Below are 16,013 nucleotides of genomic sequence, written 5' to 3' on the forward strand. Positions count from 1 at the left end.
TCTTGCCATGCGCGCGCTTGCCCTCCTGCCTCTGATCGCCCTGGCCGCCAGCACCGCGTCAACCGCCGCCTCGCCCGGCGCCGGGCCTTCCATCGAAACGATGAAGGAGGTCGTGAAGGAGATTTCCTCGGACGCCTATGAAGGGCGCGCCCCAGGGACGGCGGGCGAGGAAAAGACGCTTGCCTATCTGGTGCAGCGGTTTCGGGCGCTGGGCCTGAAGCCCGGCAACAAGGGCAGCTGGTTCCAGGACGTCCCGCTCGTCGAAATCACGACGAGCAATGTCTCGCCGCTCCGCTTCACCGGCGGAAAGAGCGCTGTGTCCGCCACCTATGGCCCCGAAATGGTGATCGCCACCTATCGCACCGGACAGAGCCAGGTGAAAGTGAAGGACAGCCCGGTCGTCTTCGTCGGCTATGGCATCCATGCGCCGGAAAAGAAGTGGAATGACTATGCCGGCGTCAATGTGAAGGGAAGGACGGTCATCATCCTGGTGAATGATCCCGACTATCAGATGCCCGGCCTGCGCGGCCCTTTCAATGGGCGAGCCATGACCTATTACGGCCGCTGGACCTACAAGTTCGAGGAAGCCGCGCGACAGGGCGCGGCGGCTGCGATCATCATCCATGACACGGTTCCGGCCGCCTATGGCTGGAACGTGGTGCAATCCAGCTGGACCGGCCCACAGCATGTCGCCGACGGCGCCAACGGCAACGCCGGCCAGTCCGCCGCCATCGGCTGGATGCAGAAGGACAAGGCGGCAGCACTCATGGCCAGCGCCGGCCTGAACCTCGACACGCTGATGACGGCCGCGAAGAGGCGCGGCTTCAAGGCTGTTCCGCTCAAGGACGTGAAGGCGTCGGTGCGCTTTGACACTGCGGCGCGCAAGCATAGTTCTAAAAATGTCGTGGCACTGCTGCCCGGCAAGACCCGTCCCGATGAATATGTCCTCTACGCCGCGCACTGGGATCATCTGGGCCACTGCGAGGCGGCTCCCGACGGCGATGACATCTGTAACGGCGCGGTCGACAATGCCACGGGCACAGCAGCGCTCGTCGCACTGGCAGAAGCCAATGTGAAAGCCGGCCCGACCGATCGCAGCCAGGTGTTCCTGGCGACTACGGCCGAGGAATCGGGGCTGCTCGGATCGGCCTATTATGGCGACCATCCGGTTTTCCCGCTCGGTCAGACCGTGGGCGGCGTCAACATGGACGCGCTCAGCATGGCCGGCCTCGCGCGCAATGTCGTGGTGATCGGCAAGGGTAAATCGCAACTCGACGCCTATCTCGACCGGGCCCTCTCCGCGCAGAAGCGCATTGCCAGCATGGAGCCGACGCCGGAAAAGGGGTTCTACTATCGATCAGACCATTTCAGCTTCGCCAAACATGGCGTGCCGATGCTTTATTTCGAAGGCGGGCAGGACCTGGTGAAGGGCGGCCCCGCCGCCGGCGCCAGGGCCGCGAAGGATTATGAAGAGCATCGCTATCATGGCCCCAAGGACGAATATGATCCCAAATGGGACTGGAGCGGGGTCAAGGCGGACCTGAAACTCTATTATGACGTCGGTCGCGCGCTTGCGAACACGACCGATTGGCCGAACTGGATGCCTGGCGATGAATTTCGCGCCATCCGGGACCGGAGCCGGACCGGGAAGTGAGGGAAACCGATCCTGGCCCTGCCAAGGCACGACGGCCCTGTTCCTCCCTTCGCCGCTCAACCGGGGCGACAAAGGTGGATTGGCCCCGTTAATTGCCGCTGTCATGCAGGCCACAATCTTGTAGAGCGCGCCTTCAGGATCGCCAGCACAGGAGCAACGCCCATGACCTTCCGCATGCCCGCAGAATGGGCGCCGCATGAATGGACCTGGATCGGCTTTCCCACCAATCCCGCCGAATGGCCCGGCGCCTTCGACGACGCGCGTCGGCAGATCACGGCATTTGCCAATGCGCTGTACGCCGGCGGGAGGGGCGAAGAGGTTCGGCTCGTGGTGGCGAACGAAGCGGACGCGGAAACGGCGCGCGCTCTGGTTGATCCCGGCATCACCATCCTGGTGGAGCCTCTCGGCGACGTGTGGCTGCGCGATACAGCACCCATCGCCGTGATGCGCGGTCATGAGCGCGCTCTGGTGGACTTCGGCTTCAACGGCTGGGGCGGCAAATATCAGATGCCCGGAGACGAAGATGTCGGCGCCCGGCTGGCGGCTGCCACCGGCCTCACGACATCGACCCAGCACTGGATATTCGAAGGCGGCGCGGTCGATACCGACGGAACCGGCCTGTTCGTGACGACCGAACAGTGCCTGCTCAACCCCAACCGCAATCCCGAGCTCGACCGCGGCAAGATCGAAACGCTGCTCGCCGGTTCGCTCGGCCTGTCCAACATGCTGTGGCTGGGCGAAGGCCTTATCAACGATCATACCGATGGGCATGTCGACAATCTCGCCCGCTTCGTGGCGCCGGGGGTGCTCGCGCTGCCGGAGGCGAGTAGCGACGATGATCCCAACGCCGCCATTTACGCCGACGCGCGCGCGCGCGCAAAAGCGTTCGGGGTAGAGGTCGTATCCATGCCCTCCCCCGGCCGCGTGACGGTGGATGGCGAGGTGATCCCGGCGAGCTACATGAACTTCGCCATCGGCAACGCCGCCGTGATCGTGCCCATCTATGGCCAGCCCAATGACCAGGCCGCGCTCGACGCCCTCCGGCCCTTTTTCCCCGGCCGGGACGTCGTCCCCCTGCGAAGCGATGCCATATTGTCCGGCGGGGGCAGCTTCCATTGTTGCAGCCAGCAGATGCCGGCCGGCTGATGACCGCGATGCTTGCGCTGCGGGCGCTGCTGTCCGGCATCCTCGTCGCCATCGTCTCGGTGGTCTCGCGCCGCTTCCCGGGGCTCGGAGCGCTGATCGCATCGCTGCCGCTGATCTCGGTGCTGGGGATGATCTGGCTGTGGAACGACAAGCCTGACGCGGAGAATATGGCGCGCCATGCGGAGGCGACCTTCTTCTATGTCATCCCGTCGCTGCCGATGTTCCTGCTGATCCCCCTTCTGCTGCGGCGGGGCATTTGCTTCGCGCCGGCGCTGATCGTCGGTTGCGTGCTGACGATCCTTCTCTATCTCCTCACCGTCGCCATCGCCACGCGCATGGGCATTCGCCTCTAGGGACCCTGATCGAAATGACCAAAGTCACCGTTGCCGCCCTTCAGCTCGCCTTTTCCGACGACATGGCCGACAATATCGACATGGTCGCCGGCCATGTCGTGAAGGCCGCCGCGCGCGGGGCAAAGATCGTCCTGCCGCCCGAACTGTTCGAAGGCCCCTATTTCTGCAAGGTGGAGGACGAGGCGCTGTTCGCGACCGCTCAGCCGCTGGACCAGCATCCCGCCGTCCAGGAAATGCGCAAGCTCGCCAGGGCGGAAGGCGTCTACATCCCCACCAGCTTCTTCGAGCGTGACGGCCAGCATCATTATAATTCGCTCGCCATGATCGACGATGAAGGTGAGGTCATGGGCGTCTACCGCAAGAGCCACATTCCCGATGGCCCCGGCTATGAAGAGAAATATTATTTCCGGCCCGGCAATTCGGGCTTCAAGGTGTGGGCCACCAAATATGGCACGATCGGCGTCGGCATCTGCTGGGACCAATGGTATCCCGAAGCCGCGCGCGTCATGGCGCTGATGGGCGCGGAAATGCTCTTCTATCCGACAGCAATCGGGTCGGAGCCCTATGATGCCGAGCTCGATACAAGCCGGATGTGGCGCCGCGCGATGCTGGGCCACGCGGTCAGCAACTGCACGCCCGTGATCGCGGCCAACCGCATCGGCGAAGAGGATGGCCAGACATTTTACGGCCACAGCTTCATCACCGATGAATGGGGCGATTTCCTCGCGGACGCCGACGCGAGGGACAGCGGCGCGCTGGTGGCGACGCTCGATCTGGCGCAGGCACGCAAGCACCGTGCCGGCATGGGCTTCTTCCGCGACCGTCGGCCCGAGCTTTACGCCCGGATCGCTCAGGACATCTGACCGGCGAGCGTGACGGCACGGGCGAACACGGCCTCGAACATCTCGGCGGTCAGCCGCCCCGTATTCTGGTTGTAGCGCGAACAATGATAGCTATCGATCACGACCTTGCCGCTGGGCATGCGATGTTCGGCAAGATGATCGAAACGCGCCTTGGGCAGCTTGCCGCCCAGCGCCTTGACCGTCGACTGGTGCGCGATCTGGCCCAGCGCGACGAAAACGCGGGCACGCGGCAAGGCTGCGAGGGCTGGCTCCAGAAAGGCGCGGCAATTGCGAACTTCCTCGGGCAGCGGCTTGTTCTGCGGCGGCAGGCATCGAACGGCATTGACGATGATCACGCCGCTCAGCACCAGCTCGTCATCGGCCCGCGCCTCATACCGCCCCTCCGCCAGGCCGAATTTGGCGAGCGTCGCATATAGCAATTCCCCTGCGAAATCGCCGGTGAAGGGGCGTCCGGTCCGGTTCGCGCCATTACGCCCCGGCGCCAGCCCGACCAGCGCGATCCGGGCCTGCGGATCGCCAAAGGACGGCACCGGCGCATTCCACCACTCGGGATGCTCCGCGCGGCACTGCTCCCGCAAGGCGACAAGGCGCGGACAGTGCGGGCAGTCACGGGGCGGCTCGCTCTGCGCGAGGGGGCTTTGCAGCGTCATGGCGACGCAGTAGGCGCTGGCCGATGGCAAACACAAGCGCTCTTCACCGTTATGCCCTCGCCCTGGGGTCCAACCGGGCGCAGTCAGCCTCCCGCCCGCCCCGCCGCCTGTTGGCCGAGGCCGCGATTCTGATCGCACAGCTGGGCAAGGTCCAGGCAATCGCACCCGTCATCACGACCTTGGCGATAGGCCCATCGCTGCGCGACTTCGCCAACGGCGCACTCGTCATCGAAAGCGCGCTGGGCCCCGAAGCGATGCTGCACGCGCTCCAGATGATCGAAAAGCGTCTGGGCCGCCGGCGTCACCGCCGCTGGGGCGCCCGCCGCATGGACATCGACATCATCCTTTGGTCGGGGGGACGCTGGAACAGCCCATCCCTGCGCATCCCCCACCCGCATTTCCGCACGCGCGCCTTCGTTCTCACGCCGCTGCGGACAATCGCCGCCACATGGCGCGACCCCGTCTCTGGCCTCACCGTCCGCCAGCTCCACGCCCGATCAAGAAAAGCGACAGCTTTGCCGCCAGCTAGAGGTTGACCAGCCGCATCGCCCCCTCTAGTGCGTGCCCACTCGCAAGCATGCGGGCCCTTAGCTCAGTCGGTAGAGCAACTGACTTTTAATCAGTAGGTCGCTGGTTCGAATCCAGCAGGGCTCACCATGGCCAGCCACGCTGCTCCGCCACGGCCTGCCTCTAGTCGCCATCGCCAGGAACAGGCAGGATCGAGCGGGCGAAAACCATGATCTCCCGGTCCCCAATCCGAAAGCGGCAGTCTTGCGCACCGCCATTAATACAGAGGGCCAGCCCCGAAGCCCTATAGCGCATAATCAGGCGTCGCCGATCCGGCTCTTCCCACTGCGGCGGGCCTAGCGGATGGCCGGCTTCGTCTAGCCACTCGACATCATCATCGGTCAACAACTTGGTCGCTGACAGATCATCCTGCCGCGCTCGCAGCCCGGCCAGCGCAAATGCATGCGCTTCAATATCGCTATCGCGCCCCAGCCAGTCGACCCAGCCGATCGCGTTGTCATGCGCATAGGCATTGTTGTTGCCCTGCTGCGATCGGCCGAACTCGTCACCCGCGGTCAGCATGATCGTCCCGCGGGAACAGAAGAGCGTGGACAACAAGGCCTTCACATCGCGCCGCCGCGCTTGCGTGACCGCAGGATCGTCGCTCTGCCCCTCCACCCCGTTATTCCAACTGAAATTTTCACCATGGCCGTCACGGTTCGCTTCGCCATTGGCCTCATTATGGCGCTGTTCATAGGCTGTGACATCCGCCAGAGTGAAGCCATCATGGGCAGCGAGATAATTGACTGACCGCGTTTCGGCGCCGCCACCGAACAGGTCGGAAGAGCCCGCGATCCGGGTGGCAAACGCCCCCAGCATGCCGGCATCGCCTCGCCAGAAGCGCCGCATGTCGTCGCGATAGCGGTCGTTCCATTCCAGCCAACCGTCGCCAAAGCGCCCCAGCTGATAGCCTCCGGGTCCAATATCCCACGGCTCGGCGATCATCACCCGGTCGGCAAGCACCGGGTCGTCGCGCATTGCCCTCAGCAGCGGCGCATGCCCGTCAAACCCATGCGGCAGCCGCCCCAAAGCCGGCGCCAGGTCGAAACGAAACCCGTCCACCCCCGCCTGAAGGACGAAATCCCGCAACGATTCCAGGATCAGCGCCTGCATCGCCGGGTGATTGCAATCGATGCTGTTGCCCGTGCCGGTGTCGTTGATCAGCTGTCCGTCCGCCGCGTGGCGAAAAGCCGCCCGCGCGTCCAATCCCCGCAACGACAATGTGGGGCCTTCACAATCGCTTTCGCCGTCATGATTATAGACCATGTCGATGAGCACACCGATCCCCGCGTCGTGCAATGCCGCGATCGCGGACCGCAATTCCGCCATGCCGCCCGGCGCGATCCGCGGGTCGAGCGCGAACCAGCTTACCGGATTATAGCCCCACGCGTTGCGCAGACCGAGCGACCCCAGATGACGCTCGTCGATCCAGGCGTTGATCGGCATCAGTTCCACGGCGCTGACATGTAATCGCCGCAGATGGTCGATGATGGCCGGGTGCCCCAGCGCCGCGATCGTGCCGCGCTGCTCCTCGGGCAGGTCGGGATGCAGCAGCGAAAAGCTGCGCACCTGCAGTTCGTAGATCAGCCCGCCCGGCCGGAAGAAAGCAGCCTCGCCCGCGACGGGCGGCAACGCTTCGACTACAACGCCTTTGGGCATCAGGGCGGCGGTATCAGTGCCCTCGCCGCGTCGGGCCGCCAGCGCGGCATCGTAGACGAAAGCCTTGTCGATCGCGCGGGCGCATGGATCGAGCAGCAGCTTGTCCGGGTCGAACCAAAGCCCGGCGTCCGGGTCATAGAGGCCGTCAGCCCGCAACCCGTAGCGTGCGCCCGCGCCAACTCCAGCGACCTCGATAGCCCAGCAGTCGCCATTTTGCGCCATCGCCAGCCGGCTTTCCCGATCCTGCTCGTCGAACAGGCAGAGCCAGAGCTGCGACGCATCGGGCGCGCGGACCCGGAAGCGGGTGCCGCCGGGGCTGGTCTGCGCTCCCAGCAGCCGCGTCATGCCGCCTCTTGCGACAGCAAGGAGCGGAACAGCCGCGCGTAACGCGCGGCGCTGTGTGTCCAGGAAAAATCTGCTCGCATTCCCGCCCGCTGCATCGCCTGCCATAGCGCACGCTCCTTATGCAGCCGCACCGCCCGCGCGATCGCGCCATGCAGCGCCAACGGATCGGACGGCGCGAAAACGACGCCGGTCGCGGCGCCGGCGCCCAGCGCCGCTTCATTGGCGTCGATCACCGTGTCGGCAAGGCCCCCGACCCGCGCCACCACCGGCAGGCATCCATAGCGCAGGCCATAAAGCTGCGTCAGCCCGCAGGGTTCAAAGCGCGACGGGATCAATATGGCGTCGCCACCCGCCTGCATCAGGTGCGACAGCGGCTCGTCATAGCCGATATGCGTGCCTACCCGCCCGCGATGCCGATCCGCCGCCGCCAGGAAAGCGCCTTCAAGCGGATGATCGCCCGACCCCAGCACCGCGAGTTTGCCCCCCAGTCCGACAAGATGGTCGATCGCGGCCGCCACCATGTCCATGCCCTTCTGCCACGTCAGGCGGCTGACGATGATGAAGATCGGCGCATCGTCGCGATCCAGCGCGAAATGCTGTTCCAGCGCGCGCCGGTTGGCGCCCCGCGCGCCCAGCGATCGGGCAGTGTAGGACCGGGCGATCAACGGGTCGCCTGCCGGGTTCCAGATCTCCGTGTCGACGCCGTTCAATATCCCGTGCAATCGATCGGCCCGGCCGTTGATCAGGCCATCCAGCCCCATGCCATGGGCGGGCGACCGGATCTCGTCCGCATAGCTCGGGCTGACGGTGGTGATCGCATCGGCCGACACCAGTCCCGCTTTCAGATAGCCAATGCCGCCATAATATTCGACGCCGTCCACGCCCCAGGCCTCTGGCGGAAGGCCAAGCCCGGCGAAAATGTCGGCGCCGAACCGTCCCTGGAAAGCCAGATTGTGGATGGTTACGATCTTGGGCTTCGCGTGGGCAGGGCCAAAGCGCATATAGGCGGCCGTCATCGCCGCCTGCCAGTCATGCGCGTGGACCAGGTCAGGCTGCCAACCTTTCGCGCCCTCCGCCGCGATCTCCGCGCCGACACGGCTCAGCGCGGCGAAACGGCGCCAATTATCGCTCCAGTCGCGACCGGCAACGTCGCCATATGGCCCCCCCTCGCGCGCGAACAAATCCGGCGCATCCAGCACCAGCAGGTCTAGATCGCCGGCCTTTGCCGCCAGCACGGACGCCGCCGCGCCAAACAGCGCCTCATAGCGCCGCACGACTTTCCCCTTGCCGATCCGGGCCAGCACCGAAGGATAGCCCGGAATCAGCGTCCGCACATCAACCCCGTGCGCCGCCAGCGCGCCGGGCAGGGCGCCGGCCACGTCGGCCAGCCCGCCCGTCTTGATCAACGGAAAGATTTCGGAAGCGACCGAAAGCACTTTCATCTGGCTTGTCTTGCCCAAGTCGCTCAGTCCGCCAGCCGTTCGATCATATGCTGTGTGATCAGGCAAATGCCGCTGTCAGTCCGGTGGAACCGTGCCGCATCATGCTGCAAATCCTCGCCGACGACCAGCCCCTCGGGAATCACGACCCCGGAATCCAGCACGCATTTGGTCAACCTTGCGCCCCGCCCGATGATGCAGTCGGGCATGATGACGCTTTCGGTCACCGATGAAAAGCTGTGCGTGCGGACGCCTGAAAACAGCAGGCTCTTGTGCAGAGCCGAGCCTGACACGATGCAGCCTCCGGCAATCAGCGAAGACGTCGCCGAACCCCTGCGGCCCTCCTCATTATGCACGAACTTGGCGGGGGGCGTGACCTCCGAATAGGTCCATAGCGGCCAGTTGCGATCATACAGGTCGAGCGACGGTACGACCTCGGTCAGGTCGATATTCGCCTGCCAATAGGCGTCGATCGTCCCGACGTCGCGCCAATAGGGCACCGGTTCGCTTTCCGCGCGCACGCAACTGCTTGAAAAGCGGTGGGCGACCGCTTTTCCGTTGCGCACGATATAGGGAATGATGTCACCGCCAAAATCCCGCCTGCTTGCCGCGTCGTCGGCATCGCGCCGCACCTGATCGATCAGGAAGCTGGTGCGAAACACATAAATGCCCATCGACGCCAGCGCGATCCCCGGCTTCCCCGGAATAGAGGGCGGGTTCTTCGGCTTTTCGATAAAGTCGGTGATGACGTCCTGCTCATCGACATGCATGACGCCAAAGCCGGTGGCTTCCTTCACCGGCACGTCCATGCAGCCAACGGTGACGTCGGCGCCACTGTCGACATGCTGCTGGAGCATCAGCTCATAGTCCATCTTGTAGACATGATCGCCCGCCAGGATGACCATATATTCGGGCGCATAGCTTTCGATGATGTCGATATTCTGGAATACCGCGTCGGCCGTGCCCTCATACCACTGGCTTTCCGACACGCGCTGGCTGGCGGGCAGGATGTCGAAGCTTTCATTGCGCTCGGGCCGCAGGAAGTTCCAGCCGCGCTGCAGGTGGCGGATCAGCGAATGCGCCTTGTACTGGGTCGCAACGCCAATGCGCCGGATGCCGCTGTTGAGCGCATTGGACAGCGCGAAATCGATGATCCGCGCCTTACCGCCGAAATGGACGGCGGGCTTCGCGCGGCGGTCGGTCAATTCGCCTAGGCGGCTGCCGCGCCCGCCCGCCAGGACATAGGCCATGGCATCGCGCGCGATCGGCTGATATCTCGGCTGCATGGGGCTGCTCTCCTTCCTGCCCGCGACCGTCCGGCTCATGTCCGTCGGTCTTGATAATCCAGTTCCAGCATCAGCGTTCCGAGCGGCGGAACGGTAACATGCGCCCATCCCTCCTCATCGGCGAACACCGACCCCATATTGCCCGCGCCGCTGCCGCCATAGTCGGCCGCGTCGCTGTTCATGATCTCACGCCACCGCCCTGCCGAAGGCAGCCGCATGCGATAGCCCGTCCGCAACAGTGGCGTGAAATGGCTGATGACGACGATAGGCGCCGCCTTGGGCGCGCGCCGCACCCAGGCGAAGAGCGAATCGGCCGCGCCGTCCACCAACACCCATTCGAACCCCTCCGGCTCGCAATCACGCGCATGCAGCGCGGACCGCGTGCGATACAGTCGATTGAGGTCGCTCACCAGCCGCTGCACGCCCTGGTGGGGCTCATGGTCAAGCAACTGCCAATCCAGCGACCGCGCCTCGCTCCATTCGTCGCGCTGGGCGAATTCCTGCCCCATGAACAACAGCTTCTTACCCGGATACCCCCACATCATGGCGTAGTAAGCGCGCAATGTCGCGAATTTCTGCCAATCGTCGCCCGGCATCTTGTGCAACAGCGACGCCTTGCCATGGACAACCTCGTCATGGCTGAGCGCCAGGACGAAATTCTCTGTAAAGGCGTAGAGCAGGCCGAAGGTGATATCGTCATGATGATGACGCCGATGCACCGGATCGCGCTCCAGGTAGCGCAGCGTGTCGTGCATGAAGCCCATATTCCACTTGAAACCGAAACCCAGTCCGCCCTCATGCACCGGCTGCGACACCTTGGGCCAGCTGGTCGATTCCTCCGCGATGGTCATCACGCCCGCATGCGTGCCATACAGCGCCTTGTTCATCTGCTGGAGGAAGTCGACCGCTTCGATATTCTCCCGCCCGCCTTGCGCGTTGGGGATCCACTCTCCCGCCTTGCGTGAATAATCCAGGTACAGCATCGAGGCGACCGCATCGACGCGCAGGCCATCGACATGATAGCGCTCGGCCCAGAACAGCGCGTTGTTGATGAGGAACTGCGCGACCTCCCGCCGCCCGAAATTGTAGATCGCCGTATTCCAGTCGGGATGGAACCCCTGACGGGGATCAGCATGTTCGTACAGCGCCGTGCCATCGAAGCGGGCAAGGCCATGGGCATCGGTCGGGAAATGCGCCGGCACCCAATCTAGAATAACCCCCACCCCTGCCCGATGCGCGCCATCGACGAAGCGCGCAAAGCCTTGCGGGTCGCCGAAGCGCGCGGTCGGCGCGTAGAGGCCGGTGGTCTGATACCCCCAGCTCGGATCATAGGGATATTCGCTGACCGGCAGAAATTCGATATGGGTAAAGCCCATGCCCACGACATAGGGGATCAGCCGGTTCGCCAGTTCTTCCCAGCTGAGGAACTGGCCATGCTCGTCGCGCTGCCATGATCCGGCATGGACCTCGTAGATCGATATCGGCTCGCGGCGCGGGTCAGCACTCGCCCAATATTCGCGATGCCGATGATCGCCCCAGTCATGATCCGCCGGCGCGGCCACGATCGACGCGGTCGAAGGCCGCAACTCGGACTGGAATGCGAAGGGATCGGCCTTGAGCGGCAGCAACACGCCGTCTGGGCCCAGTATCTCATATTTGTACCGCGCGCCTGGACCGACTTCGGGCAGGAACATCTCCCAGACGCCCGTGTCCTGCCGCCGCCGCATCAGCCCCCGCCGCCCGTCCCAGCGATTGAAGTCGCCGACCACCGCTACCCGCCGGGCATTGGGCGCCCAGACCGCGAAATTCGTGCCCTCCACGCCTTCATGGGTCATCAGGTGAGCGCCCATCTTGTCGAACAGGCGCCCGTGCGATCCTTCCGCGAAATAATAGTCGTCGAGCGGCCCCAGCACCGGCCCGAACGCATAGGGATCGATAAACCAGTAATCGCTGCCGTCGGCATAGCTCGCCTGATAGCGCAGCGGTTGCCGCTTGCGGATTGACACCTTGCCCCGGAACAACCCGCGCCGGTCGATCTGCTCGAGCGTCCCCGCGACTTTGCCGTCCAGCCGATGCGCGGTCACGCTGACCGCATCGGGCAACAGGAGGCAGGCGACAAAGCCCCCCTTGCCACAAGAACCATCCGCCGGATGCACGCCCAGCGTGGCAAAGGGATCGTCGTCGCGCCCTTCGACCAGCCGGTCGACCTGATCCGGGCTCAGCACCGCGTCATAGCACCTTCCATATGTCCGTGGCATATTCGCGGATGGTGCGGTCCGAAGAAAACCATCCCATGCGCGCGACATTGTGGATCGCGTGTCGAGCCCATTGCGCGGGGTCGCGCCAGATCGCATCGACCCGCCGCTGGGCCGCGGAATAGCTGTCGAAATCCGCCGCGACCATGAACCAGTCATGGTCGTAGATGCCCTGCACCAGCTCGCGATAGCGGCTCGGATCGTCGGGCGAAAATACCCCGCCCGCTATCGCGTCGAGCGCCTGCCCCAGTTCCCGGCTGTGCGCGATGACCTCTCGTGGAACATAGCCCTGCGCGCGACGCTCGTTCACCTGGGCCGCTGTCAGGCCGAAGATGATGATATTCTCCTCGCCTACATGGTCGCGCATCTCGACGTTGGCGCCATCCAGCGTCCCGATGGTGAGCGCGCCATTGACGGCGAACTTCATGTTGCCCGTGCCCGACGCTTCCATGCCCGCCGTCGAAATCTGTTCGGACAGATCCGCCGCCGGAATCATCAGCTCCGCCATCGAGACATTGTAATTGGGCACGAACTGCACCTTCAGCAGGCCCTGGACCGCCGGGTCATGATTGACGGCCCGCGCCACATCGCCGGCCAGCTTTATGATGAGCTTGGCGTTATGATAGCTGGGCGCGGCCTTGCCGCCGAACAGCTTGACCCTGGGCACCCAATCCTTCTCCGGATGCGACCGGATCTGGTCGTACAGGGACACCGCCTCAATGATGTTGAGCAGCTGCCGCTTATATTCGTGGATGCGCTTGATGTGCATGTCGAACAGTGCGGCGGGATCGATCCGCGCATTGATCCGCCGGCGCAACAGGTCGGACAGCGCTGCCTTGTTGGCGCGCTTGACGGCCAGGAACTTCTCCTGAAACCCCTTGTCGTCGGCAAAGCCGTCAAGCTCGCGCAGCGCTTCGGGATCGTCCATGAACTTGTCGCCGATCGCCTCGCGGATCAGGCCGGTCAGGCCGGGATTGCATTGCATCAGCCAGCGGCGGAAGGTGACGCCATTGGTCTTGTTGTTGATCCGCGTGGGGTAGAGGCGATGGAGGTCCGCGAAGACGGTCTCCTTCATGAGGTCGGTATGCAGCGCCGACACGCCATTGACGCTGTGCGATCCCGCGAAGGCCAGGTTGCCCATGCGCACCCGCCGCTCGCCGCCCTCGTCAATCAGCGATATCGTGCCGATCGCACCGTCATCGAAATGGCCCGATCGGCGGGCCTCGCCCAAGAGCCGGCTGTTGACCGCATAGACAATCTGCATGTGACGCGGCAGCAACCGCTCGAACAGCGGCACCGGCCAGCTTTCCAGCGCCTCGGGCAGCAGCGTGTGGTTGGTATAGCTGAAGACGCGCCGCGTCAGGTCCCAGGCTTCGTCGAAGTCGAGCCCATGCTCGTCGAGCAGGATGCGCATCATTTCCGCGACCGCTACGGCCGGATGGGTATCGTTGAGCTGGATCGCCGCCTTGTCCGGCAAGGTCCGGATGTCACCGAAATATTGGATGTGCCGCCGCACGATGTCCTGCAGCGACGCGGACGAGAAGAAATATTCCTGGCGCAGCCGCAATTCCTGCCCGGCCGGAGAACTGTCGGCGGGATAGAGAACCCGCGTCAGCGCTTCGGCCCGGTTGCTCTCGGCCAGCGCGCCAAGATGATCGCCGGCATTGAAGCGGTCGAGCAGGATCGGATCGATCGGCTGCGCTTCCCACAGGCGGAGCGTGTTGATGCGCTTGCCGCGCCAGCCGGCGATCGGCGTGTCATAGGGGGTCGCGATTACCCGCTCGGCGGGTCGCCAGCGCATCTGGTGCGGGCTGGCATCCTCTTCCTCCGACGGGTCAACGCGCCCGCCAAAGCCGATCTCATAGCTCGCCTCGCGCCGTTCGAATTCCCAGGGATTGCCGTGGGTCAGCCATGTTTCGGGCAATTCCACCTGCCAGCCGTCCGAAATTTCCTGCCGGAACATGCCGTTCACATAGCGGATGCCATAGCCATAGGCAGGCACGTCGACCGTCGCCATGCTCTCCATGAAGCAGGCGGCGAGCCGCCCCAGGCCGCCATTGCCCAGCGCCGCGTCCGGCTCCAGCGCGGCGATGATGTCCATGTCGACGCCGAGCGAGGCCAGCGCCGCCTGCATGTCGTCCAGCATCTCCATGTTGGACGCGGCGTCGCGCATCAGCCGGCCGATCAGGAATTCGAGGGACAGATAATAGACCCGCCGCCCCTGTTCCTCATAGGTCTTCTGCGTGGAGGCGATCCACGCGTCGATCACCCGGTCGCGGATCGACAGGATCACCGCATGCAGCCAGTCATGCGGCTTGGCCGCTGTCGCATTCTTGCCGATGCGATAGGTCAGCCTTTCGACGATCTCATGGGCAAGCGCCTCCGGGTCGACTTGTCGCGGCGCGGGCTTGGGAAGCGTGGCTTTGCCCTGAAGGTTCATCGGCTGGGGTCCCCTGCTGAATCCAGGAAGGATGATGGCACAGGCCGGCGCCGCTTTCCAACAGCAATTTTGCAGCGCAGCATGATCTTCCGCAACCCTGGATCAGCCGCGCCTGTCCCTTATGGCGCCGTGAACGCCGTCGCGCAGTTCGCGGCGAATGGGATAGACGCTCGATGGCAGATGCTGGGTCATCAGCAGACCGATCAGCCGCTCGACCGGATCGATGAAGAAGAAGGTCGAAAACACTCCGCCCCAAAAATATTCCCGCGTGCGCAGGTCAGTGGCGAAACCCAGGCCGAAGCCGACGTCGGCATAGTCCGCCTCGCTGAACATCGACGTCGACAGGCTGGCCAGATCGCGTCCGCCCGGCAGCTGGTTTTCCCGCATCAGGGCGATCGTTTCCGGCTGCAGGAGCCGCGCTCCCTCCAATTCACCGCCGCGCAGCAGCATCCGCGTGAAGCGATGATAGTCAGCGACGCTGGAAACCAGCCCGCCCCCTCCCGACCGGAGCCGCGACGGGCGCCGCCAGCCGCTGCGCGCGCCCCGATCATAAAGCGACAGGCGCCCGTCAGGCCCCAGCTGCCAGGCGTCGGTCATGCGCTCGACCTTGTCCTCGGGCAGGTCGAAGAAGCTGTCCTCCATGCCCAGCGGCGCAAAGATGCGCTCCCCGAAAAAAACGTTCAGGTCGACGCCGGTCAGCCGTTCCACCACCACGCCGATCACGTCGGTGGAGACCGAATAATTCCATCGCTCCCCCGGCGAAAATTCCAGCGGCAGGGCCGCAAGGGCGGCGATGAACTGGTCGGGACTACGCTTTTGCTGGAACTCGTCCAGGCCAAGCTCCCGATAGCGCGCATCAATCGCCGTGTGCCGCTGCAACCCGTAGGTGAGGCCCGATGTATGGCGCAGCAGGTCGATCATCCGCATCGGGCGGTCGAGCGGCCTGCCCTGCAATCCCACCCGCAAGGACGCAAATTCGGGCAGGACGGTCGTGACCGGCTCGTCCAGCGTCACCAGCCCCTGCTCGACCAGCATCATGAACGCGACGGAGGTCACGGGCTTCGTCATCGAGGCAATGCGGAACAGGGCATCGTCACGCAGCGGCTCACCCGTCGCTCGCGCCGTCCCGCTCACATGGCGCAGCAGCGGCTCTTCGTCGCGCGAAACGAGCAGCGACAGGTGCGGCAGCCTGCCGCTCTCGACATAGCGTTGCTCAAGATGCCGGACGAGCGCCTCCAGCCGCGCCGCGTCCATGCCCGCGGCTTCCGCCGCCTTGACGTCAACTGATCCTTCAGCCTGCATCCCGCCTCTGTCATTCGCCAACACGCCAATGCTGAACCTGCTCCAGCATCTTTT

At 64.5% G+C, this 16,013-nt stretch carries 12 protein-coding genes and 1 tRNA gene; 6 read left to right on the forward strand and 7 right to left on the reverse strand.

Annotated elements, in window-relative coordinates; translation table 11 throughout:
• The first annotated feature begins 7 nt into the window (after positions 1 to 7).
• The 4 genes from AAC640_RS00420 to aguB all read left to right on the forward strand — a co-directional run bounded on the left by AAC640_RS00420 (position 8) and on the right by aguB (position 4,016).
• The gene (locus AAC640_RS00420; RefSeq protein WP_340264100.1) at positions 8 to 1,654 is read left to right on the forward strand and encodes a M28 family peptidase; all 1,647 of its coding nucleotides are present in this window, start codon (positions 8 to 10) and stop codon (positions 1,652 to 1,654) included.
• A gap of 162 nt (positions 1,655 to 1,816) precedes the next feature.
• On the forward strand, positions 1,817 to 2,800 hold the full coding sequence (locus AAC640_RS00425; RefSeq protein ID WP_340264101.1) for an agmatine deiminase family protein: 984 nt from the start codon (positions 1,817 to 1,819) through the stop codon (positions 2,798 to 2,800).
• Complete coding sequence (locus tag AAC640_RS00430) at positions 2,800 to 3,153, forward strand: DUF3147 family protein (RefSeq protein WP_422794936.1); 354 nt, start codon at positions 2,800 to 2,802, stop codon at positions 3,151 to 3,153. Before AAC640_RS00425 ends, AAC640_RS00430 begins: the two co-directional genes overlap by 1 nt.
• A 14-nt stretch (positions 3,154 to 3,167) precedes the next feature.
• Positions 3,168 to 4,016 (forward strand): N-carbamoylputrescine amidase, encoded by an 849-nt coding sequence (aguB, locus tag AAC640_RS00435; protein WP_340264102.1) that lies wholly within the window; start codon positions 3,168 to 3,170, stop codon positions 4,014 to 4,016.
• Here the strand turns inward: aguB and AAC640_RS00440 are convergent.
• Positions 4,004 to 4,666, reverse strand: coding sequence for a uracil-DNA glycosylase (locus AAC640_RS00440; protein ID WP_340264103.1), 663 nt, complete (start codon positions 4,664 to 4,666; stop codon positions 4,004 to 4,006). The two genes, aguB and AAC640_RS00440, sit on opposite strands and share 13 nt — an antisense overlap.
• A 23-nt stretch (positions 4,667 to 4,689) precedes the next feature.
• Here AAC640_RS00440 and folK point away from each other — a divergent pair, with 23 nt between their 5' ends.
• Positions 4,690 to 5,202 carry a 2-amino-4-hydroxy-6-hydroxymethyldihydropteridine diphosphokinase gene (gene folK / locus AAC640_RS00445; protein ID WP_340264104.1) on the forward strand — a complete coding sequence of 171 codons (513 nt, stop codon included), beginning with the start codon at positions 4,690 to 4,692 and terminating at the stop codon, positions 5,200 to 5,202.
• Between the two features lie 45 nt (positions 5,203 to 5,247).
• A tRNA-Lys gene (locus AAC640_RS00450) sits at positions 5,248 to 5,323 on the forward strand.
• A gap of 33 nt (positions 5,324 to 5,356) precedes the next feature.
• Here the strand turns inward: AAC640_RS00450 and glgX are convergent.
• The 6 genes from glgX to AAC640_RS00480 form a co-directional block, all read right to left on the reverse strand.
• Positions 5,357 to 7,237 (reverse strand): glycogen debranching protein GlgX, encoded by a 1,881-nt coding sequence (glgX, locus tag AAC640_RS00455; protein ID WP_340264105.1) that lies wholly within the window; start codon positions 7,235 to 7,237, stop codon positions 5,357 to 5,359.
• Positions 7,234 to 8,679, reverse strand: coding sequence for a glycogen synthase GlgA (gene glgA, locus AAC640_RS00460; protein WP_340264106.1), 1,446 nt, complete (start codon positions 8,677 to 8,679; stop codon positions 7,234 to 7,236). Before glgA ends, glgX begins: the two co-directional genes overlap by 4 nt.
• 23 nt (positions 8,680 to 8,702) lie before the next feature.
• Complete coding sequence (gene glgC, locus AAC640_RS00465) at positions 8,703 to 9,962, reverse strand: glucose-1-phosphate adenylyltransferase (protein WP_340264107.1); 1,260 nt, start codon at positions 9,960 to 9,962, stop codon at positions 8,703 to 8,705.
• A gap of 35 nt (positions 9,963 to 9,997) precedes the next feature.
• Entirely contained in the window at positions 9,998 to 12,187 is a 2,190-nt protein-coding gene (gene glgB, locus AAC640_RS00470; protein ID WP_340264108.1) for a 1,4-alpha-glucan branching protein GlgB, read from the reverse strand.
• Between the two features lie 4 nt (positions 12,188 to 12,191).
• A complete protein-coding gene (locus AAC640_RS00475) occupies positions 12,192 to 14,657 on the reverse strand; it encodes a glycogen/starch/alpha-glucan phosphorylase (protein ID WP_340264109.1) in 2,466 nt (821 codons plus the stop codon).
• 102 nt (positions 14,658 to 14,759) lie between these two features.
• Positions 14,760 to 15,959 carry a serine hydrolase domain-containing protein gene (locus tag AAC640_RS00480; RefSeq protein ID WP_340264110.1) on the reverse strand — a complete coding sequence of 400 codons (1,200 nt, stop codon included), beginning with the start codon at positions 15,957 to 15,959 and terminating at the stop codon, positions 14,760 to 14,762.
• Positions 15,960 to 16,013 lie beyond the last annotated feature (54 nt).

This window comes from Sphingobium mellinum, assembly GCF_037860795.1.
Taxonomy (GTDB): Bacteria; Pseudomonadota; Alphaproteobacteria; order Sphingomonadales; family Sphingomonadaceae; genus Sphingobium; species Sphingobium mellinum.

Bases quoted from the DNA above. Each gene is read 5' to 3' on its own strand.
- folK (WP_340264104.1), top strand. From the start codon at position 4,690: ATGGCAAACACAAGCGCTCTTCACCGTTATGCCCTCGCCCTGGGGTCC.
- AAC640_RS00480 (WP_340264110.1), bottom strand. From the start codon at position 15,959: ATGCAGGCTGAAGGATCAGTTGACGTCAAGGCGGCGGAAGCCGCGGGC.
- AAC640_RS00420 (WP_340264100.1), top strand. From the start codon at position 8: ATGCGCGCGCTTGCCCTCCTGCCTCTGATCGCCCTGGCCGCCAGCACC.
- AAC640_RS00440 (WP_340264103.1), bottom strand. From the start codon at position 4,666: ATGACGCTGCAAAGCCCCCTCGCGCAGAGCGAGCCGCCCCGTGACTGC.
- aguB (WP_340264102.1), top strand. From the start codon at position 3,168: ATGACCAAAGTCACCGTTGCCGCCCTTCAGCTCGCCTTTTCCGACGAC.
- AAC640_RS00475 (WP_340264109.1), bottom strand. From the start codon at position 14,657: ATGAACCTTCAGGGCAAAGCCACGCTTCCCAAGCCCGCGCCGCGACAA.
- AAC640_RS00430 (WP_422794936.1), top strand. From the start codon at position 2,800: ATGACCGCGATGCTTGCGCTGCGGGCGCTGCTGTCCGGCATCCTCGTC.
- glgX (WP_340264105.1), bottom strand. From the start codon at position 7,237: ATGACGCGGCTGCTGGGAGCGCAGACCAGCCCCGGCGGCACCCGCTTC.
- AAC640_RS00425 (WP_340264101.1), top strand. From the start codon at position 1,817: ATGACCTTCCGCATGCCCGCAGAATGGGCGCCGCATGAATGGACCTGG.
- glgC (WP_340264107.1), bottom strand. From the start codon at position 9,962: ATGCAGCCGAGATATCAGCCGATCGCGCGCGATGCCATGGCCTATGTC.
- glgA (WP_340264106.1), bottom strand. From the start codon at position 8,679: ATGAAAGTGCTTTCGGTCGCTTCCGAAATCTTTCCGTTGATCAAGACG.